This window comes from Desulfosoma sp., assembly GCA_037481875.1.
In the GTDB taxonomy this organism is placed as follows: Bacteria; Desulfobacterota; Syntrophobacteria; order Syntrophobacterales; family DSM-9756; genus Desulfosoma.
In genome coordinates, this window is record JBBFKY010000008.1 from 93,474 (window position 1) to 118,451 (window position 24,978).

The window sequence follows — 24,978 nt, forward strand, 5'->3', positions numbered from 1 at the left end:
AACATGAACGATATGTGGTCTAAGCTCATCGGTTTTCTCAAGGAATACAACATGACCAAGGCCGGTGAAGCTTTGCGGAATGTGGATTGGTCCCAACTCCTTCGAGAACCTCTGTTTTGGCTTGCCGTCATCGCCTTTCTCGGCTGGGTGCTGTGGAAAAAGGCTTTGCGCAGCCTTTTGGTGGCCTGTTCCCTTGTGGTCTTTGTGGTCCTGCTGCATTACACGCTGCCGCCTCCCGGGGAAGCCATGACCCTGCAAAAACTTTTGCCGTTCGCCGGAGGATGCCTGGGATTGCTTGCCGTTAACATCTATTTTCTCATTATTCGCAACGGTTAGTCCCAAGGTCGCCAGTGAATCTTCAAAATCCTTTGCGTGCGCTCGGTGACCTTGACCCGATCGTCCAAACGATGGCCGACAACCCAACAGATCTTTTCCTGGTCACAGACCAGCGGAACACGACGACGAGCGCTGCGAGGCACTTTGGCGTCTGTAAAAAAGTCCTGCAACTTCTTAGAACCTCTGGCACCCACAGGACGAAATCGATCGCCGGGTTCAAAGGAACGCACGACAAGAGGCCAACGTAGGGTGTCGGCATCCATCACCGCTGTGAAAGCATCCTCCATGCCTGGCCGTCCATCCATAAACCGGGCGATCCTAAAAAATACATCGCCTGAACCCTTCTTTTCGTTGTGATGACCATGCATGGTGGGCTCTATCTTTTCACCTTCTTCAAAGTCTCGCCAAGCCCCGCCATCGGCACGGCCTTTGCCGGACATGGATCCTTTGAAGGAAGGGCATGTCCCTACCAAATCGTCAACAAGAATCGCTTGTTCTATTTGGATTTCCCCTTGAAACTCCTGGAGCGGGTAGCGACCGGGAGCCCAAAATTCATGACGCTTTAAGAACGCTGTATTGGGGGCCCGATTTGTGAGCACCAAAGTCGTTCCTTCCTTCACGGCACGAATCCCCGAAGGAAGCTTGACTTCTCGACCGGACGAAGACCGCCTCAGCAAACCTTCAAGCATTCTCAGATGCACAGCGAAGATGCCGAAAGAATAGCCCATCTTTTCCAGAGCTCTTTGAAACACTCTTATTGACAAAGCCTCGGGGAGTGCCCTCATTTTCAAAACGTCCAAGACCACAGTCTCGGTGTCTTGAACACACACCAGCTCCTTCCAGGCTTGGGTTACCTGATTTTCCCAGTAGGCTTCCTCTTGAGCGACCTGCTCGGCATGACGGCATAAAGTTTCACGAATCCTTGGGTGAAAGATCTCTTCCAAGAGTGGAATCACTTCCAGGCGGACACGATTCCTTTGGCAAAATCCTCTAAAATTTGTGGCATCCTGCCGAAAAGGGATGGCCTTTGCTTTCAGATAATCGAGAATTTCGCCTCGATGCGCCCACAACAGAGGACGCACGAGACCTTCCGATGTCTTGGGCCGCATGCCTTGCATGCCCGAAGGACCTGTCCCACGACACAAGCGCAAAAGGATTTCCTCGGCCTGATCGTCCGCCGTATGCCCTAGAGCGATCCGATGAACTTCACCCCGGCTTAAAAAGTCCAAAAAAAATTCTCGACGGCATTGCCGCGCCGCCATCTCTAATGAAACTCCCTGCCGGGTTTGAACCCGCCGTACATCCCCGAAGCCCACAAGAACTTTACAACCGAGATGTGATGCAAGATCGAGGACAAAAAGCCGGTCCTTGGCGGAATCTTCCCCGCGCAGTTCGTGATCGAAATGCAAGACCTTGAGGGTTCGGTAGGAAAGGACCTTCTTAAGCGATAAAAGGACGTGCAGCAGCGCCACGGAATCCGGACCTCCAGATACCGCAACACCGACGATCATTGAGGGATCCACCAAGTGATGGCGTTGAATGAACTGAAGTGTGCGACGTTCAAAAGGATGAAAACTTTGCGTCACGTGTTGCCATCGGGTACCGTTGCCTGAGGCAGAGCCTCCTGGGGCACTGATCTGGAAGAACTCTCTGGGGTCACGTCCAGGAGCGGCACCGCGTCCTTCCACTTCTTTCCTCGAACAAGAAGCTTCCCGTCCCGGTTGAGCACCGTGTTGTCCTCAAGAATGACCAATCCATACTTATCGGCCACTTGGGATTTGTAGTGGTATTCCATGGATCGTTTGCGCAGCTTGTAATTTAACACGAGGTACACCAAGGCAAAAAAACATGTTGCCGCCAATAGAGCTGCACCGACCATGAGGGCCACACGGACGGTGTGTTCCCCGATTTCGCCGATGACGCGAAGCACCACGTCCAGGTTGTAAACAACGCCGATGGCAGCCGCCAAAAGGACCAATAGGCCCAGGTAGGGAAGCTTCTGCATCCAGGCCACCAAAGCGGCCAGTTTGTAAACCTTGGCGTCCTGAACCGAGGCTTCCGGGGAATCTTTATCCACGTGGCTCGATTCATTGGCTCCACCATGCCCGACAAAGTAGCGGTTAAAACCCACCACTACAGTCCCCAAAAGAAAGCTCACAGCCACCGGGGCGAGAAAGGCCACGAGAAAGTAGACCTTCCAAGGAAAGTGTCGTTCCACGGGCCCGAAACGATCATAACCGTCCGTTCCCAGTTGGTAGAGCCAGCAGGCAACAAAAATGCCCACCTCCATCCAGGCAAGAAAAATGAGGTATTTACGAAAGAGCTCCTTACGCTCCGCATCGTCAAACAGGGCGGCGATGCCGCCGACGCTTTTCCTGACCTTCGGTTCAGTTCCATCCATGGTGTAAGCCCGCATTGATCCCTGTGCCACAAAGTCTATTCACCCGATTGATACACCTTACCAAAACCCTATCCACAGGGTCAACCGGGAAACCGCTCTTTGGGCGATATCGAAAGACGGCCTATGTAGGGGCATGCCGACTTGTGCACCCCTATCGTCATCCATCCCGGCGGTTCTGGGACGGAACATCGGTCCGCCCCTAAGATTCTTGCCTGTGCTGGTCAACACATGAGACAGACCATCCAAAAACTTCGGCATGCCGCAAGGACACATCGGTTCGACCCTACAGTTCCTAGAAGTGCTGGTGGAAACATGCGTCCGTCCCAACGAGGGGTTGTCCGAGGAAAGGTTATTTGCTCTTTGGCACGGCCCAACACCTGTGATAAGAAAACGACTTCCAAGCTTAAAAACCATCAAGCCAATGGGAAAGGACGAGGAGCACGTCATGCAGAGGGTGGCCTTGTTTGAAACGCATTTTCCATCTCTCAAACTCAAATCTCGAGGTAAAGTGCGCGACATCTACGACCTTGGAGATTCTCTGGTCATCGTCGCCACGGATCGTATTTCGGCCTTTGATGTAGTGATGCGCACAGCCGTTCCGGACAAGGGGAGGATCCTCACGGCGCTCTCTCTCTTTTGGTTCGATTTTTTAAAGGACACAGTCGACAATCACCTCTTGCACACAGATGTCCACGCTTTTCCCGAATCGTGCGCACCCTATGCCGATACCCTTCGGGATCGCTCCATGTGGGTCAAAAAAGCCGAACCTCTTCCCGTAGAATGCATCGTTCGAGGGTACCTGGTAGGATCGGGTTGGAAAGATTACCAAAAAACAGGATCCGTGTGCGGCATTCCATTACCAAAAGGTCTTCGACTGGCCGAAAAATTGCCCGAACCCATTTTCACGCCGTCCACCAAGGCGGAGCAGGGTGCCCACGACGAAAATATTTCTTTTGATCAAATGACGGATCGCATCGGTAGGGATCTGGCCGCGCGTGTGCGTGACTTAAGCCTGAGTATCTACGACAAAGCCGCCGCATACGCTTTGAGCAAAGGCATCATTTTGGCCGATACCAAGTTGGAATTCGGTCTCGCCGACGGTCATCTGATCCTTATCGATGAAGTTCTGACGCCCGACTCCAGCCGGTTCTGGCCTGCGGATCGATACCGCATAGGCTCAAACCCTGAAAGTTTCGACAAGCAATATCTTCGGGATTACTTGGTGGACATTGGATGGACACCGGAACAGCCGGCGCCGGAACTGCCTGAAACGGTGGTGCAAAACACCCGAAGCCGTTACCTGGAAGCCTTGGAGCGACTGACAGGCCACGGCCTTAGCCTGTAAAAACTCATGGAATCCAAGCGTCTCGTTTCCGCTCCCTTGTCTCAGATAGACTGGGAAGACCACACCTTTGCCGTTCCATCTTATGTGCCGGACGAAAGGCTGGAGCAATCGCTCGAAACGTGTGGAGTCCTCACACCTCCGACTCTATGGGAAAAGACGCCACATCGTTTCGTTATCCTTGATGGGTTCAAAAGGCTTTTCTGGTTGCGGTGCCGGTGCGATCATGTGCAGGCTTTGGTCCATCCAACAGATGCCGAACACAGAAAGCTTCTGGCTTTTCGGCTTGAAACCAAGATGTTTTCCAGGCCTTTGAATCTGGCGGAAAAAGTTCATATTGTCGCCAAGTACGCCACACTGACCACACAAGAGGACCTGCAGCGAAGGATTTGCCCGACCTTGGGAATATCCGGTGCTGCCGATACCCTACCTCGATGGTGCTCCATCGCCACATGGCCTTCAAACCACCTTGCCGCTTTGGCTCAAGAGCTTATCGCCGACAAAACGGCTCTTCTGTTGACTTCCGTCTCTCATACGGATCGAGAGGCTTTTCTGGACCTCATACAAACTCTACGCTGCAGTGCCAGTCTTCAGGTGGAAATTCTTGAGCGGTGCAAGGATATTGCCCAACGAGACGGAGTGACATGGCAGACACTCCTTTCGGCTTCGGAAATCCAAAACATTGTGAAAGATCCTGAACGGAATCGCCGCGAAAAAACAGCCGCTGTCCGTGAACTCCTGAAGCAATGGCGTTTTCCACGGTTATGGAAAAAAATGACCGCCATCCAAAATGCCATTGCCCAGATGAGCTTGCCTTCCAACATGTCCCTTGCGCCTCCTGCGTATCTGGAAGGCGAGGTATGGGAACTGAAGGTACACTTTCGTCACCCTGAGGCCCTGGCCGCCTCTGTTCAGAAAGCGGCGTCTCTTGCCCAATCCCAGGAATTCCAAAATCTTTTTCATCTTGTGGATCATCCCGTCGCCTTCCATGAAGACGAACCTACACCCTTTCTTTTCACCCGTCATCCATGAAGGCATGAAACCGACCGTTCGAAATCCCATCACCTCCCTTGTTGTGGAAAAGGCCGTCGCCTCCAGCCCCATCGTTCGTACCCTGCTGGAAAGATTGCCATCCATTCCTGTGGTCTATGTGGACAAGGTGGCGGAGACCCAAGAAAAAATTCCGGGTCTTTTGGAGGTCGTTCATTACAAGGGACGATTTTGGCGAAACTGTCCGGGAACCAAAATCTATGAATGTTGTGGATACCAGATCGTCCATATTGGCACGCAATGCAGCCTGGATTGCACCTATTGCATCTTGCAAGCCTACTTTGAAAGTCCCAATTTGAGGATCTTTGGAAACCTAGACGACCTGCTGGCAGAAGTGCAGGCAGTTACGGCGTCCTCACCCCAACGCTTGCTTCGAGCCGGCACCGGAGAATTCACAGACTCCTTGCTCCTGGACCCTTGGACGGGTTTGTCCCAGCACTTGGTCCCCCTGTTTGGGCAAATCCCCAACGCCGTTCTAGAATTGAAAACGAAAACCGATCATGTGTCACAACTCAAGGGCTTAGACCATCGAGGTCACACCCTGGTCTCGTGGTCCCTTAATGCCGAGGAGATCATCCGCACGCAAGAACCCCGCGCCGCTCCATTAAAGGCTCGGCTGCACGCCGCGCAACAATGCGCTCAATGGGGATACTTTTTAGGGTTTCACTTTGATCCCATGATTGATTATCCAGGATGGCGCGAAGGGTACCGACGCACTTTGCAGGCGCTTTTTGAAGCTGTTGACCCTGCCAAAGTGGTGTGGATCAGCTTAGGGGCTTTTCGGTTCATGCCCGATTTGAAAGCCATCATTGAACGGCATCATCCCAAAAGCCGCATAGTCACCGGAGAATTCATTCGCGGACTGGACGGTAAGATGCGCTATTTTCGAGACATCCGCCTAGAGCTTTACCAATGGATGGTTGAACAACTTCTGGGCTGGGATTCAAACCTGTGCGTCTACCTGTGCATGGAAGGACCTTGGATCTGGAAGCATGTCTTCGGACAAGAGCCTGCATGCAAAGGGGGACTTCCTGCCCTTTTGGACAAAGCCGTTAAGGAACGCATGGGGATCGAGCCAATGACGCACGGAGGAGACAATGCCCTTGAATGAAAACGATAAACGGGCGGTTCTTTCCTGGAATACCCATGTGTCCGGCAAGGTGCCCTTGGGGCTGCAGAAGACACGGGACACACGGAGTGCAGTGCTTCAAGCCTTTGGAGATGAACTTGTCGGGCTCACGCCGCACATCAGCCTCGAGACGACCTTTAGGGACACAAATGATTTACCGGCCTTTTTTGTTGGAAACGGCTGGATATGGCACGCCGCCCCGTCAGGAGCTGAATTCAGGCCGTTTCTTGAAACTCTGGCCCTTTTTCACGAGAGGTCGGCAGAGTCGTTTCCTTCATCGGAAAAGGAACAAAAGGGATCGTTTCAGCAAAGGAAACCCGATCTGTGGGATAGGCTTCAAGGACTGCAAAAGCCTACGGAGCTTTTGGTGTTTACGGCCTCTCAGTGCCCCCATTGCGCTCATATGCTTTTCGAACTAGGCCCTCTACCTTTCCTCTCCTCGTATCTGGTTATCCGTGTCCTGGACGCCTTGCTTTTCGCCGAAAAAGCTCAAGAGGCCGGCATTCGATCCGTTCCCACGATCCTTTACGGCGATCATTTTCGCTGGACGGGCCGTGTCGATCTGGCTCATGTCCTGGAAGTGGTCTGCCGTGATGAACACACAGAACTCTCGGCTGCTGCCGCCGTTCGTCTGCTTAAAGAAGGCAAAGCCAAAGAGTTGAGCCGACTCATGTTGACTTCTTCAAAAATTTGGAAAGATTTCGCTTCTGTGCTCACCCATGCCGAATGGTCGGTACGCCTGGGCGCTCTGGTAGTCCTCGAAGAATTGGCCGAGAAGAACGTTACCAGGGCTCGAGCCTATCTTCCGCTTCTGTGGGAAAACATGGACACCTTTTCAGCGGCGGTTCAAGGCGACGTGATTTATGCCACTGGAATGGTCGGGGACTCGACCTGGGCTGAGACAGTCCTTCAATGGGCCCAAAAACATGCCCAGGACGCAGAGCTTCAAGAAGTGGCCGAAGAAACAATCAATATACTGAGAACAAAGCGCAGTCCGTGATCCGTGTCGGCACCGTACGGTGATATCCTTGCGAGATTCTGGAGAAAGCCGTTTCTCTCCATCGTTTGTCATGGGAAAGAACCTTGGAGGGGTGGCCCCATGTGTCCGTCCCATATTCTCCTCGCACCAGGCAGTTGCGGGGCGGACACACCGGTCCGCCCCTACAAACCCTCGGACACAGGGATGAAGATGCCGAGACGCCCTTGGATAAAACTCCGAGACCTTTTGGGCCCGCTTCGAAAAATCAATCTTCTGCCTTAAAGCGGCTTTGGAGAGAAGGGCCCTTATCATTCAAGGCTATAAAGCAAGCTTCGTAAGAGATTCCTCATGGACGGCCGGGGTCTGAACTTCGCGGCGGAAGACCCCGGCACCAGACGGTGGACTCGGTTTTCAAGTGTGCGGCCTTTCCTTAACGGCATTAAGCGGCTTTGCCCAGGAGCATATTTTCCAGGATTTCCCTCTTGGCCGCAAATTCCCCCGTAAACATGGGCGGGCAGGCTTTCAGCTCCACTTCCTTTTTGGCCAGCTTGGCGGCAAACGCCATGCACGTGGCCTCTCCACATTCCTTGCAATTGGTCTTTGGTAAATGCTTGAGAATTTCCACGACGTTGAGCTTCATGCTTCCACCTCCTTCCCTTAAAATTCAGGGAGCAGCTTTTCGGGCGGCGCCTTCACGGCACCGCTGAAACCCGGTCAAAAGCGGAGGTCTTCGCCATGGAGCACGAGGGGAGAAAAACACTAAGGAGCCCAACTTCTGCAACCGAAAAGCGACTCAAGGGATTGAACACATTGGTAACTTAACCGAAACCCTCAGGGCCGTCAACCCTGCCTCATGTCCTCCTAAAAACCGTGCACCGTTTCAAAAAAGGCTTTTAACCCTTGCCAAGGCTATGATGGCTTGTCGTTGGCGTTTCGAAACTTTTCAGCCTCGATGCCGAAGCGACGCATGACCTGCTGCAAAGCCTGACGTTCCAGACCGCATTGTTTGGCCGCTTGTGTGACGTTTCCGCCTGTTCGAGCCAGAAGTTTTTCTAGATACCTCTTATGAAAACGGCGAAGTATTTCTTCCTTGGCCAGTTTATAGGGCAAATTTTCCAAGGACGCATCGTCAAACTCCGGGCACGACCTGCGTTCCGACAACAGCCCCACGTGTTCCGGACGTATTTCATCGCCTGAAGCAAACAAAAGACCTCGCATGATCATGTTTTCCAGCTCGCGGACGTTTCCTTCCCACTCCCGACCCAGAAACAGCTCCATGAGCTCCGAAGAGATGGTTTTACGGGGTCGGCGAAGGGATTCGGCGTGTTTTTTCAAAAAGTAGTCGCACAACAAAGGAATATCTTCGCGGCGCTGACGAAGAGGCGGCATTTCAATGGGAACGACATTAAGGCGATAATAAAGGTCTTCACGAAAGGTACCTGCGCGGATCTTTTCTTGAAGGTTACGGTTGGTGGAAGCAATCACGCGCACATCCACCTTGATCATCTTGGTGTCTCCGAGAGGCTTGATGGCCTTGTCCTGCAGCACTCGCAAGAGCTTGGTTTGAATGACAGGTGAAATGTCCCCGATCTCATCCAGAAAAAGGGTTCCGCGGTGAGCTTCTTGAAAAAGACCGATCTTGTTTTGTGTCGCGTGAGTAAAGGCACCCTTTTTGTACCCGAAAAGCTCGCTTTCAAGAATGTTTTCCGGAACCGTAGGGCAGTTGACAGCCACAAAGGGCCCCTCACTGCGCTGGCTCAGGTTGTGAATCGCACGAGCCACCAAGTCTTTTCCCGTCCCGGACTCTCCCGTAATAAGGACCGTGAGATCCGACGGAGCCACCATTTGCACCGCATCAAAAACGCGGCGCATGGCCGGGCTGCGTCCCACGATCTCTTGAAAGGCCACTTCGCCCTTATATCGCCTCTGCAATCGCATGTTTTCGCGAAGCAGTCGATGCCGTTCCAAAGCCTTTTGAAGCGTAAAAACCAAGGTCTCATGGTCAAAGGGTTTGGTTATAAAATCATAGGCTCCCTGGCGCATGGCCTGAACGGCCAGCTCCACGCACCCATGGGCCGTCATCATAATGGCCGTCACCCATGGATGCATCACGCGTAAGCGATCCAAAAACTCCAGACCATCCATGCCCGGCATTTTCATGTCCACGAGCACCACATCCACAGGCTCTTCCTGAAGCACCTCAAGCGCTGCCTCTCCCGAAGAGGCCGTCAAAACCTCACACTCCAGGTCCTTGACCAGACTACGCTTTAAAAGGCGTAAAAAATCAGGTTCGTCATCCACCACAAGGAGGCGGTCCTTGAGAATTTCAGGCCTGTCTTGGGGGCTCCCATCAGTTTTCATGGCCCATGAACTCCTGTGTCTCTGCAGGAGCAGGAAGCACAACCGTGAACACAGAGCCCTTCCCAGGTTCACTGGCCACTTGAATCTCGCCCCCATGGTCCTTGACAATGCCGTAGCTTACAGAAAGGCCCAAACCTGTGCCCTCCCCCGTGCTTTTCGTGGTAAAAAAAGGGTCAAAGATGCGCGGTAAATGTTTTGGGTCGATTCCCATTCCCGTATCTGACACCACGATGTGAACACTCGGCCCGTTTTCCACGAAAGCCGTGCGTATCTCTATGCGGCCTTCCTTGCCGATGGCTTGCTGAGCATTCATGATCAGATTCATGAGAACCTGCCGCATTTTGTCTTTGTCTAACACGAGAACAGGCACCCTTGGATCGAAATAGGTTTCCACCTGGATCCGCTTCAGCTCCAGATTGTGTCGCACCACACTCAGGACCTCCTGCACCAAGTCGTGAATCGAGGCAGGCTCCTTGCGACTATGAGCGCTTCGAGCAAAACTCAGCAAGTCTTCCACGATCGTCTTGCATGTGCGCGTATGCTTTTCTATGGTTTTCAAGTCTTCATAACGTTCCGTGCCTTCAGGTTCCTCGCGAATCAAAAGCTGCGTATACCCCAGAATGATTCCCAAAGGATTATTGATTTCGTGGGCCACTCCGGCGGCAAGCTGCCCCAAGGAAGCCAATTTGTCTGCCTGCAAAAGCTGTTGCTGCATGATTTTGCGTTGCGTGATGTCTTTAACCACCAAATGGAAAACTTCCCTCTTTTCCTGAAGGTCACACTGGGAGGAGGCACTGATCAAAGCGCTGATCTCCCGCCCATCTTGACGCACCAGAGCCACTTCCTCGTCTGTAACATAAAAGGACCGCTGAAGATTCTCCCTAAGACGCTCCCAGTCCCGGGGTTGTTCGAAAAATTTCCCAAAGTCCAATTTTTTTGCAGCCGCCTCGACCATCACGTTGTTGCCATCGATCCCGAGCATCTCACAACCTGCGGGATTGATGTCCAACAGCGTTCCGTCTGCCGCCACGACGGCGATCATATCTCGTGACGCCTCAAAAATGCGGCGAAACTTTTGCTCAGATCGTCCTAACTCCGCGGTGCGCTCGGAAACCAAATCCTCTAAGTGTTTATTCATCAATAGAAGCTTCTCATGGGCTTCCTTTAAGGCTTGACGATCGCGCAGGATCTGTTGATGGACTTTCCAAATTCTTTCGAAAAAGAGCGTCACCGCTCCCACGACGCAAAAACTGATGGTGTTCAATGATCCACTGTAGGGCCTTAAAGACTCCCAAATATGCCGGTATCCCCCCAGCAGCAGCAATTGTTTGGCGATATGACCAATGCCTCGAGAAATGGCAAAAACAGCCAAAGCATGACAAACCATGAGCAGATACAGATACAGCACATTTTCTCGGTCACGAATATGCAGCGCATAAGACAGCCGCACACAGGCTATGGCGAAAAACACCATGCAGGCTGAACCCACCAAGTCAACAAAAAAAATAGGAAAAAAAGGTAGAGTCATAACCCGGTATCATCCTGCGGCGAAAAACGATGAGGTGAACGTCTCATTTCTCTGAGTGCCAGATAGAGAAAAACAATAGCGGGAACACAGAGCAGGTGGTCCATTTTTCCTAGAAAGAAGATCCAGGCGAGCCATTCCCGCCCTGGATATGGTCGAAGATAGGCATGGAGTGTTCCTTCGGAAAACTTCATAAAAATATCATCTTGATTTTCCAGGTGGTGCACCAAAATGGCATCCAGATTCCAAAGGGTAAAAAGCAGCGCCGAGTATTGAAGGTAACGCCACCCCTTGTAACGAATAAGCCTTCGGCCTCGAAGCCAGTACGCCAGAACCCCCATGGATAAGATAAAAAAGCCGTGGCCCATCTGATGACTGTACAGACCTTCGGGATCGGCATGAATTTGAGTCGCCCAAAGTTCTCTTGGGAAAAGGACAACGGCCAAAAGGCAGATGGCAATCGAAACCATAGTCTCTGAAAAACCCTTGAAACTTGGAAAAGAATACAGATCTCTAACAAATCCTCGAAAAACCTCGAAACACAGCATCTTCCGCCACCTGTTAAAATACGTGTCCGTGCGTAAAAAATGAGGTCAAGTCGTTAAAATCTCCGCGCATTTTTTCTCTGAAACGCTTTGGTATGCGCTTTGCCTTTAGCTTACAATGTTCAAAAGGTCAATCGGGGCGTGAAATCGTGAAGGCGCGACGGCGGAAAGGCGCAAAGGGGCGAAAGGGAAGATGTGATGGTAAGGTTGGAAGCACGAAGGGCCACCGCGCGCCGTGACCCTTCGTGTTTTAAAGGCATTTTTGGAAAGGGCCTAAAGAAAGGATAGGGGGATCAGCGCTGTTTTTGGCGCAGCGCCAATTTGACGCGATCGGCGAGCATCTTGGCGCAGGTGGGACAGTATCGGTGATGCTCCTTCACATCCGGATGCGGATGCACATGGTGCTCGGCATATTCCACGAATTTTCGTGTGGCAAAAGGACGTCCGCAGGCTTGACACCGCTCCATGGCATGAATGCCGATGACCTCATTGCGTATGGAAACGGTTCGAATCCCTTCGCTGTCCTGGACGCAAATGGCGCCGGTAGGACACAGGTTGGCGCAGGTGCCACACCCAATACACGCCCCTTCCACCGGAACCACAAAATTCACGCCGTCCCGTTTTTCCATGCGCAAAGCTTCGGCCCGGATAATTTCCTTACAGACCCGAATACATAAACGGCAGCGCACGCACCCGTCGGGAGGAGGTCCCAGATCCACGCCGTATTGCTGAGCCAAGTCCCGAATTCTTGTGCTTTGAGGCGCCATCTGCAAAAGGCTTCGAAAAGCCTTCGTACGTGCCGCCTGAACCACTTCTCCTTCCGTTCGAACCTGTAACCCTTCCTTGACCGGCATGATGCAGGACAACATGGCAACGGGACGCCCTGATTTGCCGGACACCTCGACCGCACACAGGCGACAACTACCCGAAGGTTTCAAAGCAGGGTGGTAACAAAGGGTGGGCACAGAAATGCCATGCCGACGCATCACCTGCAAAACATTCTGCCCCTCTTCCGCTTCGTAATCCTTTCCATCAATGGTAATCATGACCATCGAAGGCACCTTTCTTTCAGTCGTGCTGCGCATCTTCAAGACGGTTGATGTAGTCCTGCAAGTAGGTGAGTTCCGCCTGAAGGGATCCCACGTATTGATGAATGATGTCTCGAATGGACAAAACGCCGACGATTCGACCTTCGAAAACCACGGGCATGTGTCGAATATCCGCCTGCACCATGGCTGACATGACGGTGTAAAGGTCATCATCCGGGCGGGCGACGATCAGTTTTTCTGTCATACCGTCTTTAATGCCGATGGCCGTAAAAGGTTTTTCGCGAAACTTCACATGGACTTTAAGAACATCCCTTTCCGTGAAAATACCCACGGGACGTTCTCGATCCATGACGATCAGGGCGCTGATACGACGCGAGGTCATCTCGTCGATGGCCCTTTCCACCGTTTCCCCGACATCGATCGTGTAGACTTCAAATCCCTTGCCGGCTAACAGGTCCTGCACTTTCACAGAAAACTCCACCGTTTCCTTTTGAAAAAGGCCTCTCATGGCCGGCCTTCGGGCCCAACCTTTTCACTCGTCAAGAACACGAAGGCAATCCTGAGGAAACCGGTGGGTGCCCTTGTCATCCAAGCTCACTTCCACCAGAGCCGTGGGATCGTTCTTGCTCGTGTCCGGATCCGTGATCACACCACGGGCGCCTACATACTGGTCCATGTACGGTTCCCAACTTTCGTCCTCGGACTTTCTGTATATCTCTACCCTTTGTCCTCGACGAAACGTCATAAAGCACCTCCTTTTGTCTGCGGTTGCTGCCGTTGTCGAAAAAATCCAAAAGGCTTGATAGGACAGCCGAGCCGCAATCTTTTTGTGTCTTTCAAGCGCCCGGAGGTGTTATTTCCGCATGGCTGCTGGCAGCCTTTTTGCGGGCACATTCCAGGCACCATCGGTGCCCTCGAACAACAGACGCTAAATGGTTCATGCGCTTCATGATGAAGTCATGATACCTTTCCGGCCCCAAAACATTTCCGCATTCTTCACAATATTCCAGTTTGAGCTGGTTGAGAACCGTGCCGCAAATAGAAAGAACGCGTGTACCGTCCTTATCCTCAATCTGCATGGCGTCATTCGGGCAATGGGTAGCGCAAGCGCCACACGCGATGCACTTTTCCGCCGTCACTCGAAAATCCGTCCCCGTCGGCTGCTCCAAGTCCACATACCCTAGTTTCAGGGCGTCGATTTTCATCTTATCCCGGCAGATCTCCACGCACAGCCCGCATCGTCGACAGACGTCACAACGCAAGCACCGTAAAGCTTCGTCTCTTGCCTCCTGTTCCGAAAGCCCGAGCTCCACCTGCTGAAACGTGATGCGCCGGCGGTCCGTATTCAGTTCAGCCATTCTTGGTCGTTCCAGACGCATCTTTTTGGATGCAGAAACCTTTAGGAAAGGCAAGCGGCGACGACGTACAGGCACCGGGGGCATCTTTGGTTGAGGAAGCCCTTGAAGGTAACGATCGATGGCATCAGCGGCCACCTTACCCATCCCGATGGCTTCGATGACCGTCGCCGGTCCCGTGACCACGTCTCCCGCGGCAAAAACACCTTCCTCAGTGGTTTCCATGGTGGCCGTGTTCGTCTTGATCGTGCCACGTTTCGACCAGGCCAGACGATCCAGGCGATCCAAACCTTCGGGATTGATCACTTGACCGATGGCGGCAATGACACAATCCACATCCAGTTCATGATCACTTCCTTCCACCGGAACCGGTCGCCTTCGTCCGCTGGGGTCCGGTTCCCCCAGTTCGGCACGCAGACAACGCAACGCCGTCACCCGCCCATCCTTGCCCTTGATTTCCACCGGAATGGTAAGAAACTGAAACTGAACCCCTTCCTCTTCCGCCTGCCGCACTTCTACTTCATGGGCCGGCATTTCGGAACGCGTCCTTCGATAAAGCAAGGTGACGGACTCACAACCCAATCGAATGCAGGTTCGAGCCGCATCAATGGCCACATTGCCGCCCCCAATCACGGCCACCTTTTTCCCCGGCGCATGCCGCTCGCCTAAGGCCACTTGGCGCAAAAAGTCCACGGCGCTGATAACTTGAGGGTAATCGTCTTCCCCGGAAATCATAAGCTTGTAGGAACTGTGAGCCCCGATGGCGATGAGAAAAGCTTCATAACCTTCCGCTCGTAATTGTTCGATGGTGACATCTTTGCCAAGGCGAGTGTTCAGCCGAATTTCCACGCCCAAATCCTCGATCATCGCCACTTCCCGATCAATCACCTCTCGAGGCAAGCGGAACCGAGGAATTCCAACCATCATCATGCCCCCGGCCACAGGCAAAGCCTCAATGACCGTGACATGATAGCCTTTGAGGCGCAAGAAATAAGCAGCCGTCAGACCCGCCGGACCGGCTCCCACCACACAAACTTTTCGGCCGTTCAACGGAGGGGCTGGCGGATTTACGTACTCCATACGAGACATGGCCCGTTCGGCCGCGTAACCCTTCAGATCCCTGATGGCAATGGGCTTGTCCACGCGACCTCGCACACACATGAATTCACAGGGATGCGTGCACACCAAGCCGCACACCCAGGGAAAAGGATTATCCTCGCGAATGATACTGATGGCCTCCGCTTCCCGGCCCATGCCAATGAGGGTCACATAGCTTGGAACGTCCAATCCGGCAGGACACGCCATTTGGCAAGGAGCAGGAGCCAATTTCACGCAGTCGCCCGTGGCGCAATTGTGCGTCTCGATATGGCTGACGAAAACTTCTTCGTATTCCGCCAAAGTCTTCAACAGGAACGTGCCGGCTTCCACGGTCTTGGCATCGGGCCCTTTGGATGCAAGGGCTTCGCCCAAAGATCGTAAAGCACTCACATGCTCATGCCCGCCTCGCCCCCAAGCTATGTCTTCCAAAAGAAGAAAAATTTCCTCCGCCACGTGACGAAACCGCGGCGTGGTAATGGCCTCCGTGGCAAGAATTTCTTGAAAATGCCGACGGCACTCACTGACCGGACATGCTGAAAGCGTCATACGTTATGACCTCGGAGTCGTGAAATCATGCATAGATCTTCACTAAAAAGCGGCCTTGGTAGCCGGGTGTGTCCATCTTGCGCCCCACCAAGATCCCTCTTGAAGGCTTTATGGGAACTCGTAATGCCACGACATTTCTACCATTTTTCAAAGGATGGGCAAGGCGGCGCCTCGCCCCTACAAGTCTAAAGACTGCGTTTTTTTAAGAAACATAAGCTTTCGGCCCGCTCATTGTGCGAGCGGGCAGACCCGCGCTTTCGGGAAAAATCCGTTCGTTCTCGAGAAAGCTTTTAGTCCAGAGGCGAAAGAGCCTTGGCGTGGCGTTCCCTTCGAATTTCACGAATCTCTTCGGGTTTTCCAAAATGCAGGCAATGTGTTGTGCACACCGTCACGCAGGCAGGCTTTAGGCCTTGATCCACGCGATCCTTGCAATAGTCGCACTTGACCACCTTGCCTGTTTCCGCATGCCACTGAGGGGCTCCCCACGGACACGCGGACATGCAAGTCTTGCACCCTACACAAAGCTCTTCATCGACAAAGACAATGCCGTCCTTGGCCCGCTTTTGCATGGCTCCCGTGGGACAAGCCGCCACACACCAAGGGTTTTCACAATGAAAACAGGGCATGAAAATGTAGGAAGCCCTCGGCAAGGCTCCCACGAACTTAGGGCCGACTTCCACCACTTGGCACACTTTCGGGCCCGCGGGCAATCCCTTGTTGGCCTTGCACTGGACTTCGCAGGTATGACATCCGATACACTTTTTTATGTCCTGAAAGAGATAATACTGGCTCATGAGCATATCCTCCGGGTTCCTTCCATCTTCTTATTGAACGCGCTTCACCGTCACGATGGTGTGGTCCAGTGCAGGGCTGCCGCCGATCATATCCGTCACGTTCTCCTGCAACATGGTGTCGGCAAGACCCCGATTGAAGCTTCGTGCCGCCAACCGCGCTTCGTGTCCAAACCCATGCAGCATAAAGACCGATTCCGGATGAATCATGTCGGTCACATAAGCTCGAATCTGCCCGGATCCCACCTTGGAAGAAACCTCCACCCATTCGCCGTTGTTGATCCCCAAGCGTTGCGCTTCCTTGGTGTTTATCCACAAGCGGTTTTCGGGGACCAGTTCGTGAAGATACGGGTTGTTCTGCGTGGAAACGTGAGTGTGCTGCGCACATCGTCCGACCATGAGGCGATAATGGCCTTCTGGAGGCACCTGAACCGGCTCATAAGCGGGAAAAGACGGAAAACCGGCATTTTCCAATAAGGAAGACACCAGCTCGATTTTGCCGGATGGGGTCTTGAATTTGATTCCGTCTTCCCGATTCCATAAGATCTGCTTGTCCGTATAGGCCACAAACCCTTTCTTGTTAAAATCTTCCAGATAAAATCCCGTACCTTCCAACTGCCAGCGGACCAGGTCTTCCATGGTTTCGTAAGGAAAATATTGACCAAAACCGAGACGTTCCGCCAACTGCTTCAGGATGATCGCTCCAGGACGCGTATCGTAACGAGGGCTCACCGCCTGCTGGCGCAGGAACATTTGGGGTTTGAGGCCGTTGGCCTGCTGAATGCAATCAAGCCGTTCCAGGTAGATGGATTCAGGCAAAATGACATCGGAATACCAGGCGATGTCACTGTAATTGATATCGATGCTGACAACCAAGTCCAGTTTTTCCAGAGCCCTTTTGTTCTGGTTGAGGTCGGGAATGGACATGAGAGGGTCAAAACGGTAAGCGATGAGAGCCTTCAGAGGGTAAGGGTCCTCGTTGAGGATGGCCAGAGGAAGCCTTTGCCCCACCCCATGGTCCTTGTCCGGCAAAGGAAAATCGGGGGTACCCACCTTGTCAAATCGAACCACGTCGACCTTGGGCAGGCCTTCCTGTTCCGTTAATTTTCGAGCGGGCTTGCCGCCCACTTCGCCTGGACCCTTTTTGAAAAACAGTCCGCCCTTAGCTTCCACGCTTCCCATCAGAACATTGAGAATCAAAATGGAGCGGCGCAGATAGATTTCATTGGGATGACTGGCGCCACGATAGCCGTAATGGAAGATGACCGAAGGCTTCTTTTTGGCCATCTCCCTCGCCAAAGTCACGATGCGATGCGCTTCGATTCCCGTTTCCTGTTCCGCCCATTCCGGCGTATACGGCTGCACAAAGTCCTGTAGCACGGCAAAACCGTCCACCCACCGTTGCACATAGCGGGTATCGTAAAGCTTTTCGTTGATGATGACATGCATTAAGGCATAATTCAAGGCAAGGTCTGTGCCCGGTCGAATCATGAAGTAATCATGGGCCTTGGTCGCCGTCACGGTCACTCGAGGGTCGATGTAGGTGATCTTCGCCCCGTTTTCCACAGCCTCCATTAAGTTGTTGACCGCTCGAACCTCCACGGCTTCAAAAAAGTTTCGACCGTAAAAGACGATGTGCTTGGTGTTCTTGTAGTCTGCACCCATCTGAGCGTCCGTGTAGCCGAAAAGGGATCGGCATGCGGTGTTCACAGAGCCCTTGCAGATGGCATCATGGGTAAAATGATTGGGGGAACCGAGGGCCCTTAGGAAGGTCTTGCTAACATGGGTGGCAAGCTGCGTCCGTTCACCTAAAACAACACTTTGGGGGCCATGTTTCGCAACAATCTCTTTGAGCTTTTCGGCGACATAGCTCAGGGCCTCGTCCCAAGAGGCCTTTTTCCACTTCCCGCTGCCTCGAGGACCGGTGCGAATGAGGGGCGACTGAACCCGTTGGGTGTCATTTAAAAGGGCGATACCCGCCGCACCCCGTGGACACAAGCTGCCTTCCATCCCCGGCACATGAGGATTCCCTTCGATCCATTTCACCTGACCGTTTTCCACAATCACCTGGATGGGGCAGCGAACCGAACACATAAAACAAAGACTGAAGACTTCCTTTTTCATAAATGTTCCTTTCCTTTTCTGAACTTCCCTGAACTTCACGGAGTCGCGAATCGATTCTCTAAAACCTTTCTGACGCGATATTCCAGCTCGTCAAGCTCCACCGGCTTCACCAAATAATCTTCGGTCGCCAACCGCCTCGCCTCCTGAGCCGTTTCCGCAGAAGGAAAACCTGTAATGATCATCACACGAACACGGGGTTTATGAGCCCGCAGAAACCGTAACACCGAAAGCCCATCGTCATCCTTGAGCTTGATGTCCAGTAAGGCCAGGTCCGGATCATGGTCCTCCAGCCATCGGCGCGCTGTGCTCGCATCACAAAACGTGTGCACTTCATGCCCCAGCCGAACCAAAACCCTCTGCATTAAGCGGCACGCATCCTTCTCATCATCCAATACCATGATGAGGGCCATAACAAACTCCATGAACCTTGTCCACCACCACGCGACGAGGGAATCTTGTGGACAGCCCTTGGAAGAAAGAGACTTTCGAGCTCATCACATCCCCACGAGGCGACATCGCGGTCTTGATGGGCAAAGTCCATGCCAACGAGTAGCCCTTGGTGTTCAAGGAAAACTTCAGCGGCACACGAGAAGAAAGGCTGGATACCTGCAATCTTTCTATAGCACTGCAATTTTTTTATTGCATTTTTGATGATGGATGGACCCGGCTTTCATGTTCGAAGTGCTTGGACAAGGCTGGTGGAGAGGTTTCGTCCACGGAAGCGGCGCTACGGATTCTCAAGGGCCAAGCTTCAAGGCATCCGTAACAAATGGGAGCCTGTGAAAAGGGAAGTTTTTAAGGGACATGGAGGCTGCCTCTGATTCAGGAGGTTCGCTTAGGCATGCCGGCATGGATGCCTGAGAGCTGGAAATAATCAGGCAGGAGACGGTTCCGGAAAAGGATCTCTCCCTTGCGATTTCTGAGCGCGGGCGTTCCGCCTGGAGACAGAGCGGGCTGGTGGACAGCGCTCCGGGGGAATCCTCCAGTTCCGGGTTTGCAGGGGCGAGGCGACGCCTCACCCCTGCAGAATTTGATGGTATGAGATGCCTTGTATCGTGACAATATTGACCGCCTTTTGGCGTCAAGACTCTGTATTCGCAGGGGCAGACCGATGTGTCAGTCCCAGAGAGAGCCTCTCGGTGCATGGGTGTTGAAGCACGCCAAGCTGCTTTTTCAAGAGAGGATTTTGGGTGGACACGTAGGTCCGCCCTACGAGGACTGGCTCTCGATGCTAAAACGTCCTACGACGCCGCTGGCCTTTGTGCGTGGGATAGATCCTGGAGGCATAGCCGACTTGCGGCCTGGTGGTGCTGGGACGGACACGCGGAGCCGCCTCCACGATGAATGAACAGAGACTGAAGGCGTTGGCATGGATGATGCTTGTGTAGGGTGCGTTGTGGTGTGCCGGAGATGTGACCGCTGACGTCAAGCGGGTGTTCATTTCGGCGTCTGTATTAACTTTTTAAAGGAGGATGGTGCAATGAGGAAAAAGTTTCGATGGTCTTTGGTATGGATGATTTTTATGGCGACACTTGCTGTGGCGGGAGTCACGGCGGAACCTGTGCTCAGCCAACAGCAGGACACGCAGGCTCAAGGAACGACGGCACCGGGGGCCCAGCCGCAAACTCCCGCAGCCCAAACCCAAACGGCTCCTGCTGCAGAAAAGCCGGCAAGTACTGAGGCTAAACCTGTAGGAGACACCCTGGGACTTCCCGGAAAAATCGGTAAAGAAGTGGCTAAAGCGCCTCTGGGAAAAGAGCGGGGTCAGATTGACCCCACAGCACCTCGTGGTGCCTTCGGAATTCCTGGAGCCCCTAAAATTAATTACGTGGTTGCGATTTTGTGGTCCGTATGGGTCGGTTGGATTTTTTCAACGGTTGGGGCCTTCGGCGGGATTATGGCCGGTGTGGGTCATATGTCTGTTTTGGGTATTGGACCCTACGCCAAGACCTTTGCTAAGACGGCTCCGGGTCTCAATAAAGCTCTTACGGATAGTGTGCGCACATCCAACCAGTTCCTTGTGGGACTCTCTGCCCTGATCAGTACCATTAATTATTTAAAAGCACGCACCTTGGCCTGGCCTGTTGGTATCGTTCTGGCTTTGGGATCCATCGCCGGCGCAATTTTCATTCCCTGGCTCACAGGTGGTAAGGTCACTTTCAAGCAGTATCAGGGCTGGTTCGGCTTGTTCGTCTTCGTGGTCGGTGCCTTCCTCTTCTACGAAACCACACCTGCAGGTCAACAGAAGAAGAAAGCCGCCAAAGAGGCTGCCCAGGCTTTTTCAAAGGCCATGAAGGAAAAGAAGGACATGGCCCAACAGGGCATCCAGTTTAAATCCTTCTCCATCACGAAATCCACATTCAGCTTCTTTGGGACTGAATTCCACTTCAATCCCATCGTCATCTTCTTGGGTGGCGTGGCGATCGCGGCCATCTCGTCCTTCCTTGGCGTGGGCGGCGGTTTCCTCTACGTCCCGTTCCTCACCTCGTTCACAGGCGCTCCTATGTACGTGGTGGCCGGCACATCGGCTATGGCGGTGCTCCTTAGCATGATCACCAGCATTGCCAGCTATATCACCGTGGCCAAGGCGGGTATGGACTGGACCCTGATCGGCTTGGAACTCATCGGCATCTTTGTGGGCTCTATGATCGGTCCACGCACACAAAAATATATTCCGGACATCTGGCTGAAGAGACTCTTTGTGTTGCTTGCTCTTTACGTAGGTCTTGGCTACTTTAGCCTCGGTTTCTTCGGCAAGGCCTGGGTGCCCATGTAGATCATGAAGCCTTACGGGAGCTGACACCTTTTTGGACAAAAAAGTGGCGTCCTTCGGTCATGCCCTTGTATGCACCGAAGGACACTTCAAGGAAAAGCACAAGTGGCTTTCTTCCAATGGGTCCACTCTTCTCAAGGTTCCTATGGAACTTATCTCGCTGAGGTCTTCCTCGTGGCGTTCTTGGCTACCTTGGCAGGAGAGACCACACTTGCCTTAGGGTATCGCATCAACCGCCGGTACCTCAAAAAACTTTCCGAGGATCTCGCCGAGTACCAAAAACTTTCCGATGAAGCCGAACGCATGGGCGATGAGACTTCCTATCAAGCTGTCAACAAAGTAGGGAACGAAGTCTGGGGAAAATTGTTCTTTTTCAAGGTCGCGCTCTCCGCGGCAGCCCTGTGGCCTGTTTTCTTCGGCTTGGCATGGCTTCAAGCCCGTTACCGCCACTTCGATCTTCCCATCCCCGGAACCTCCATCGGCCTCAACTATGTGGTGGTCTTTTTGATCGCCTATGTGGCGGCACGCCTTATGTTCTCACGTATTTCTCGAAAGCTGCCCTTTTTTCGAACCGTGCTTGGCATGGTGGATGCCGATGCGGCTCATTCGGACACAGCCCCACGAATCCATCGGTAAATATTCGCCGTCAACCGTTCCTTTTTCGTGTTCCACAGCTTGAGGCAGCCCCTGCGCTGTTCTTTCATCTCCTCCACCATGTAGGCCAAAAGGAGGCGATGTTCTTCCTGGAGAAGACCTCGATCCAAGTCCTTTTGCATGCGGGCCAGCATCGCCAAAATAGCAAAGGTATAAAGGCTCAGCGTGGTCAACCGCCGAAGAACGTATTCCTTGGTCGCCGTTTTTTTGCCGTAGAGTGCCGGAAGAATCCAAAGGGCATAGCGAAGAAATCGAGCATTCCATTTCGCTTGCCGCGAGGCCCGTTTGAAGTCTTTATCCGTGAAAGGAAAAGTCCACTGCATGGGCCGTGTAAGCTCCTTCCACAAAAGGCGAACTTTGCCCCACAGACCTTTTGAAACCTCTCCCATTTCTTTGGCCATACGCCGAATGGCAAAAAGCGGAGGGTATATGGAATGAATTTCCGTGGTGCCTTCAAAAATGGTGGTCACGCGAAAATCACGCAGCCTTTTTTCATAGGGCTGAGTGGTCAGGTACCCGGAGCCTCCCGCCGTTTGCAGCGCGTCATAAAGGACATCCCAGGCTCGCGTGGTCCCGAAAAGCTTCACATGGCTTGTTTCCATGGCCAAGTTGCGATGCGGGCTCGCTTCCAAAAAGGCGGCCGTCAAGGTGGTCATGGCCTCGCAGGCAAAAGCATGGGCGCGGGCTTTGACGATTTTTTCCTGGATGAGCTCGAAATTTTCGATAGGCACCTTGAATTGCGTGCGCGTGCGGGCACGGTGCACCATATCCTTCACGGATTGTTCCATAAGTCCCGTGGAGGCGGCTCCTAATCCCAAGCGACCGAAATTGAGAATGGTCATGGCGATTTTGAAACCATCGCCGGGATTTCCCAAAAGGTTTTCTCGAGGCACCTTGACATTCGTGAAATGGATGGCCGCCGTGGAACTGGCCTTCAGGCCCATCTTGGGCATGTCCGCGCCGATCTTAACCCCGTCCCAGTGGGTTTCTACGATGAAAGCTCCCATGTGACCGGGATGTTCCGGATCAAGTTGAGCAAAGACGGTCAATCCTCCGGCGTAATTGGCGTTGGTAATGTAGGTTTTTCGACCGTTGAGGATGTAACACCCTTCCGATTCTGAAAAGACGGCCGTGGTTTCAATGTGTTTCGCATCGGATCCCACGTGGGGTTCGGTCAGGGCGTAGGAAAAGATCATGTCTCCGGAAGCGGCAGGCGGCAGGTATTTTTCTTTTTGAGCTTCGGTTCCGAAAAGCTGAATGCCTTTGATACCAATGGAAAGATGCGCAATGGATACCAGCGCCACAGCCAAATCCCTTCGGGCCATCTCGCGAATGACTTCCAGGTATTCCCAGAGATTCAGACCAAGCCCTCCGTATTCCTCGGCCACGGAAAATCCAAAGAGCCCAGCCTGGGCCATCCGTTGAAGCATCTCATCGGGAACCCTTCCCAGATTTTCTATTTCCTGGGCAGGAAATTCCTTGAGAATGTCCTCATAGGCCGATATCAGCGCTCGAACCCTTTCGGAGTCCACATGCACGGGAAACCTTTCGAAAATGGAGGCATCCAAAGCTCCTCGGTACGCCGCTTCCAAAAATCCAGCTTGCTCCATGTCCTTTCTCCCTCATTCACGGTCAGCCCTTGGCCCTTCCGAAAGGGCCTCCCTTTCGACGAAACGCAATCGGCCCTCGGGATCGTTCACCCATCCCACACGTCCGTTTCGAAAAAGCACATCGGAGAAATGGTAAAACCACACGTTACCGCGAATACTTGTGGGAGTTCCCTGAACTGCCAAAACTTCATCGGCGGAAGAGCCGATGGTAAAAAAAGATGGAATTTTTCCTCCACTCTTGGCCAAATATTCTTGGGAAGGCAACAGACGAACCTTGAGATTGCCAAATGCATTATCATAGGCTGCCACACGATCCTCCACAAAACGTACGGAACTGAACCCGTAATGCCACAAAGCCCCGCGAATCCCCGTGGGGGTTCCCTGAACGCGTAAGACCTCGTCCTTCGTGGAACCCAGCGTGAAGAAATCCATCGATTCCTTTCGGATCGAAGAGTCGGAAGGTTTCAAAAACACACGAAGTCTTCCATCGAAATTGTCATAGCCCACGACGCGTCCGTCTTGAAAACGCACTTCCGAAAGTCCATACGCCCAACGGCCGGCGTTTCGCCGATCCGGAGAACCCTGCACTCGAAGCACATCCCTTTCGGTGCTTCCAAGACCGAAAGTCTCGGCACGATCCAAAGGTGCCTTGGGCGAAACCTTTCCGGATTCGGAAGCATCCAGATCTTGTAAGGGAATGGTCAAAGAAGGAAGCCTCAAATCCTTACGCTGTGAGGGAACATCAAACGTCGCCGACTCCCTTGATTCTCCCGCAACAGAAGCGCCGGGTTTTTCGGGACCAATCTTTGAAAATTGAAATCGGTTTTTATGGCCCACGGCCCAAAAGATCCATAAAACGGCCACCGCCAGTACGGCGACGGCTCCGATCCACTTTCCGGAAAAATCCAGGGAAAAATTTCGAAAAAAACCAAACCGCCTTGACTCTTGCTGTCTCGGTTCTGAAGGGGAGCCTTTCTCCGGCGCCCTTCGCCGTCTTTCCTTGAAAACCTCTTTGTCCCCAGACCCATTGGGCAAAGGGTGGTTCAGAATTCGATGATAGGCTTCTTGAAGGTCCTTGAACTTTTCTTCAGCGCGAAGTCGAGCCCATTCAGGGGAATCGGCATAGAGGTCGGGATGCCATTTTTTGGCCAATTCCCGATAAGCACGTTTCACATCTTCGAACGAAGCTCCCGGCTCCAATCCTAACAATTGATAATCCTTAGGGGTGGCGTTGTTCGTCACCGACATAGGAACCCGTCCGATGATCAAAGATTTTTGCCTTCTTTGCAACAAAGCGTCAAAAGCATAGC

Annotated in this window: 22 protein-coding genes; 7 read left to right on the top strand and 15 right to left on the bottom strand. The window is 52.9% G+C overall.

Annotated features, from left to right (window positions below):
• Positions 1–3 precede the first annotated feature (3 nt).
• Positions 4–336 (top strand): hypothetical protein, encoded by a 333-nt coding sequence (locus WHS46_11370; GenBank protein MEJ5349273.1) that lies wholly within the window; start codon positions 4–6, stop codon positions 334–336.
• On the opposite strand, the gene tilS is transcribed toward WHS46_11370, so the two are convergent.
• Positions 333–1,922, bottom strand: coding sequence for a tRNA lysidine(34) synthetase TilS (tilS, locus tag WHS46_11375; GenBank protein MEJ5349274.1), 1,590 nt, complete (start codon positions 1,920–1,922; stop codon positions 333–335). The two genes, WHS46_11370 and tilS, sit on opposite strands and share 4 nt — an antisense overlap.
• On the bottom strand, positions 1,919–2,767 hold the full coding sequence (locus WHS46_11380; protein MEJ5349275.1) for a hypothetical protein: 849 nt from the start codon (positions 2,765–2,767) through the stop codon (positions 1,919–1,921). Before WHS46_11380 ends, tilS begins: the two co-directional genes overlap by 4 nt.
• Before the next feature lie 415 nt (positions 2,768–3,182).
• Here WHS46_11380 and WHS46_11385 point away from each other — a divergent pair, with 415 nt between their 5' ends.
• Genes WHS46_11385 through WHS46_11400 form a run of 4 tightly spaced genes read left to right on the top strand, consistent with a single transcriptional unit; the run spans position 3,183 to position 7,258 of the window.
• A complete protein-coding gene (locus WHS46_11385) occupies positions 3,183–4,082 on the top strand; it encodes a phosphoribosylaminoimidazolesuccinocarboxamide synthase (protein MEJ5349276.1) in 900 nt (299 codons plus the stop codon).
• A 6-nt stretch (positions 4,083–4,088) separates the two neighbouring features.
• Positions 4,089–5,111 (top strand): hypothetical protein, encoded by a 1,023-nt coding sequence (locus WHS46_11390; protein ID MEJ5349277.1) that lies wholly within the window; start codon positions 4,089–4,091, stop codon positions 5,109–5,111.
• A gap of 4 nt (positions 5,112–5,115) precedes the next feature.
• Complete coding sequence (locus tag WHS46_11395) at positions 5,116–6,240, top strand: spore photoproduct lyase family protein (protein MEJ5349278.1); 1,125 nt, start codon at positions 5,116–5,118, stop codon at positions 6,238–6,240.
• Complete coding sequence (locus tag WHS46_11400; protein ID MEJ5349279.1) at positions 6,233–7,258, top strand: hypothetical protein; 1,026 nt, start codon at positions 6,233–6,235, stop codon at positions 7,256–7,258. The genes WHS46_11395 and WHS46_11400 overlap by 8 nt, the downstream gene beginning before the upstream one ends.
• Positions 7,259–7,676: 418 nt before the next feature.
• On the opposite strand, the gene WHS46_11405 is transcribed toward WHS46_11400, so the two are convergent.
• The 11 genes from WHS46_11405 to WHS46_11455 all read right to left on the bottom strand — a co-directional run bounded on the left by WHS46_11405 (position 7,677) and on the right by WHS46_11455 (position 19,041).
• A complete protein-coding gene (locus tag WHS46_11405) occupies positions 7,677–7,877 on the bottom strand; it encodes a (Fe-S)-binding protein (GenBank protein MEJ5349280.1) in 201 nt (66 codons plus the stop codon).
• A 269-nt stretch (positions 7,878–8,146) separates the two neighbouring features.
• A complete protein-coding gene (locus tag WHS46_11410) occupies positions 8,147–9,598 on the bottom strand; it encodes a sigma-54 dependent transcriptional regulator (protein ID MEJ5349281.1) in 1,452 nt (483 codons plus the stop codon).
• Complete coding sequence (locus tag WHS46_11415) at positions 9,588–11,126, bottom strand: ATP-binding protein (GenBank protein MEJ5349282.1); 1,539 nt, start codon at positions 11,124–11,126, stop codon at positions 9,588–9,590. The genes WHS46_11410 and WHS46_11415 overlap by 11 nt, the downstream gene beginning before the upstream one ends.
• Positions 11,123–11,671, bottom strand: coding sequence for a hypothetical protein (locus tag WHS46_11420; GenBank protein ID MEJ5349283.1), 549 nt, complete (start codon positions 11,669–11,671; stop codon positions 11,123–11,125). Before WHS46_11420 ends, WHS46_11415 begins: the two co-directional genes overlap by 4 nt.
• Before the next feature lie 290 nt (positions 11,672–11,961).
• Positions 11,962–12,720: a 2Fe-2S iron-sulfur cluster-binding protein gene (locus WHS46_11425; GenBank protein ID MEJ5349284.1), complete on the bottom strand. Its 759-nt coding sequence runs from the start codon at positions 12,718–12,720 to the stop codon at positions 11,962–11,964.
• Between the two features lie 16 nt (positions 12,721–12,736).
• Positions 12,737–13,186, bottom strand: coding sequence for a CBS domain-containing protein (locus WHS46_11430; protein MEJ5349285.1), 450 nt, complete (start codon positions 13,184–13,186; stop codon positions 12,737–12,739).
• 63 nt (positions 13,187–13,249) lie between these two features.
• On the bottom strand, positions 13,250–13,462 hold the full coding sequence (locus WHS46_11435; GenBank protein MEJ5349286.1) for a hypothetical protein: 213 nt from the start codon (positions 13,460–13,462) through the stop codon (positions 13,250–13,252).
• Positions 13,463–13,553: 91 nt separating this feature from the next.
• Positions 13,554–15,716 carry an NAD(P)-binding protein gene (locus WHS46_11440; GenBank protein ID MEJ5349287.1) on the bottom strand — a complete coding sequence of 721 codons (2,163 nt, stop codon included), beginning with the start codon at positions 15,714–15,716 and terminating at the stop codon, positions 13,554–13,556.
• A 290-nt stretch (positions 15,717–16,006) separates the two neighbouring features.
• The gene (locus WHS46_11445; protein MEJ5349288.1) at positions 16,007–16,510 is read right to left on the bottom strand and encodes a 4Fe-4S dicluster domain-containing protein; all 504 of its coding nucleotides are present in this window, start codon (positions 16,508–16,510) and stop codon (positions 16,007–16,009) included.
• A 30-nt stretch (positions 16,511–16,540) separates the two neighbouring features.
• Positions 16,541–18,631 carry a molybdopterin-dependent oxidoreductase gene (locus tag WHS46_11450; GenBank protein MEJ5349289.1) on the bottom strand — a complete coding sequence of 697 codons (2,091 nt, stop codon included), beginning with the start codon at positions 18,629–18,631 and terminating at the stop codon, positions 16,541–16,543.
• A 35-nt stretch (positions 18,632–18,666) separates the two neighbouring features.
• On the bottom strand, positions 18,667–19,041 hold the full coding sequence (locus tag WHS46_11455) for a response regulator (GenBank protein MEJ5349290.1): 375 nt from the start codon (positions 19,039–19,041) through the stop codon (positions 18,667–18,669).
• A 1,070-nt stretch (positions 19,042–20,111) separates the two neighbouring features.
• Here WHS46_11455 and WHS46_11460 point away from each other — a divergent pair.
• Entirely contained in the window at positions 20,112–21,407 is a 1,296-nt protein-coding gene (locus tag WHS46_11460) for a sulfite exporter TauE/SafE family protein (GenBank protein ID MEJ5349291.1), read from the top strand.
• Positions 21,408–21,509: 102 nt separating this feature from the next.
• Positions 21,510–22,040, top strand: coding sequence for a hypothetical protein (locus WHS46_11465; protein ID MEJ5349292.1), 531 nt, complete (start codon positions 21,510–21,512; stop codon positions 22,038–22,040).
• Here WHS46_11465 and WHS46_11470 read toward each other — a convergent pair.
• Together WHS46_11470 and WHS46_11475 are read right to left on the bottom strand one after the other, a co-directional pair.
• Positions 22,007–23,668 carry an acyl-CoA dehydrogenase family protein gene (locus WHS46_11470; protein MEJ5349293.1) on the bottom strand — a complete coding sequence of 554 codons (1,662 nt, stop codon included), beginning with the start codon at positions 23,666–23,668 and terminating at the stop codon, positions 22,007–22,009. The two genes, WHS46_11465 and WHS46_11470, sit on opposite strands and share 34 nt — an antisense overlap.
• A gap of 12 nt (positions 23,669–23,680) precedes the next feature.
• Positions 23,681–24,916 (bottom strand): J domain-containing protein, encoded by a 1,236-nt coding sequence (locus WHS46_11475; protein ID MEJ5349294.1) that lies wholly within the window; start codon positions 24,914–24,916, stop codon positions 23,681–23,683.
• Positions 24,917–24,978 lie beyond the last annotated feature (62 nt).

Bases quoted from the DNA above. Each gene is read 5' to 3' on its own strand.
- WHS46_11420 (MEJ5349283.1), bottom strand. From the start codon at position 11,671: ATGCTGTGTTTCGAGGTTTTTCGAGGATTTGTTAGAGATCTGTATTCT.
- WHS46_11440 (MEJ5349287.1), bottom strand. From the start codon at position 15,716: ATGACGCTTTCAGCATGTCCGGTCAGTGAGTGCCGTCGGCATTTTCAA.
- WHS46_11470 (MEJ5349293.1), bottom strand. From the start codon at position 23,668: ATGGAGCAAGCTGGATTTTTGGAAGCGGCGTACCGAGGAGCTTTGGAT.
- WHS46_11460 (MEJ5349291.1), top strand. From the start codon at position 20,112: ATGAGGAAAAAGTTTCGATGGTCTTTGGTATGGATGATTTTTATGGCG.
- WHS46_11405 (MEJ5349280.1), bottom strand. From the start codon at position 7,877: ATGAAGCTCAACGTCGTGGAAATTCTCAAGCATTTACCAAAGACCAAT.
- WHS46_11390 (MEJ5349277.1), top strand. From the start codon at position 4,089: ATGGAATCCAAGCGTCTCGTTTCCGCTCCCTTGTCTCAGATAGACTGG.
- WHS46_11435 (MEJ5349286.1), bottom strand. From the start codon at position 13,462: ATGACGTTTCGTCGAGGACAAAGGGTAGAGATATACAGAAAGTCCGAG.
- WHS46_11450 (MEJ5349289.1), bottom strand. From the start codon at position 18,631: ATGAAAAAGGAAGTCTTCAGTCTTTGTTTTATGTGTTCGGTTCGCTGC.
- WHS46_11425 (MEJ5349284.1), bottom strand. From the start codon at position 12,720: ATGGTCATGATTACCATTGATGGAAAGGATTACGAAGCGGAAGAGGGG.
- WHS46_11475 (MEJ5349294.1), bottom strand. From the start codon at position 24,916: ATGTCGGTGACGAACAACGCCACCCCTAAGGATTATCAATTGTTAGGA.
- WHS46_11455 (MEJ5349290.1), bottom strand. From the start codon at position 19,041: ATGGCCCTCATCATGGTATTGGATGATGAGAAGGATGCGTGCCGCTTA.
- WHS46_11410 (MEJ5349281.1), bottom strand. From the start codon at position 9,598: ATGAAAACTGATGGGAGCCCCCAAGACAGGCCTGAAATTCTCAAGGAC.
- WHS46_11445 (MEJ5349288.1), bottom strand. From the start codon at position 16,510: ATGAGCCAGTATTATCTCTTTCAGGACATAAAAAAGTGTATCGGATGT.
- WHS46_11415 (MEJ5349282.1), bottom strand. From the start codon at position 11,126: ATGACTCTACCTTTTTTTCCTATTTTTTTTGTTGACTTGGTGGGTTCA.
- WHS46_11385 (MEJ5349276.1), top strand. From the start codon at position 3,183: ATGCAGAGGGTGGCCTTGTTTGAAACGCATTTTCCATCTCTCAAACTC.
- WHS46_11370 (MEJ5349273.1), top strand. From the start codon at position 4: ATGAACGATATGTGGTCTAAGCTCATCGGTTTTCTCAAGGAATACAAC.
- WHS46_11395 (MEJ5349278.1), top strand. From the start codon at position 5,116: ATGAAACCGACCGTTCGAAATCCCATCACCTCCCTTGTTGTGGAAAAG.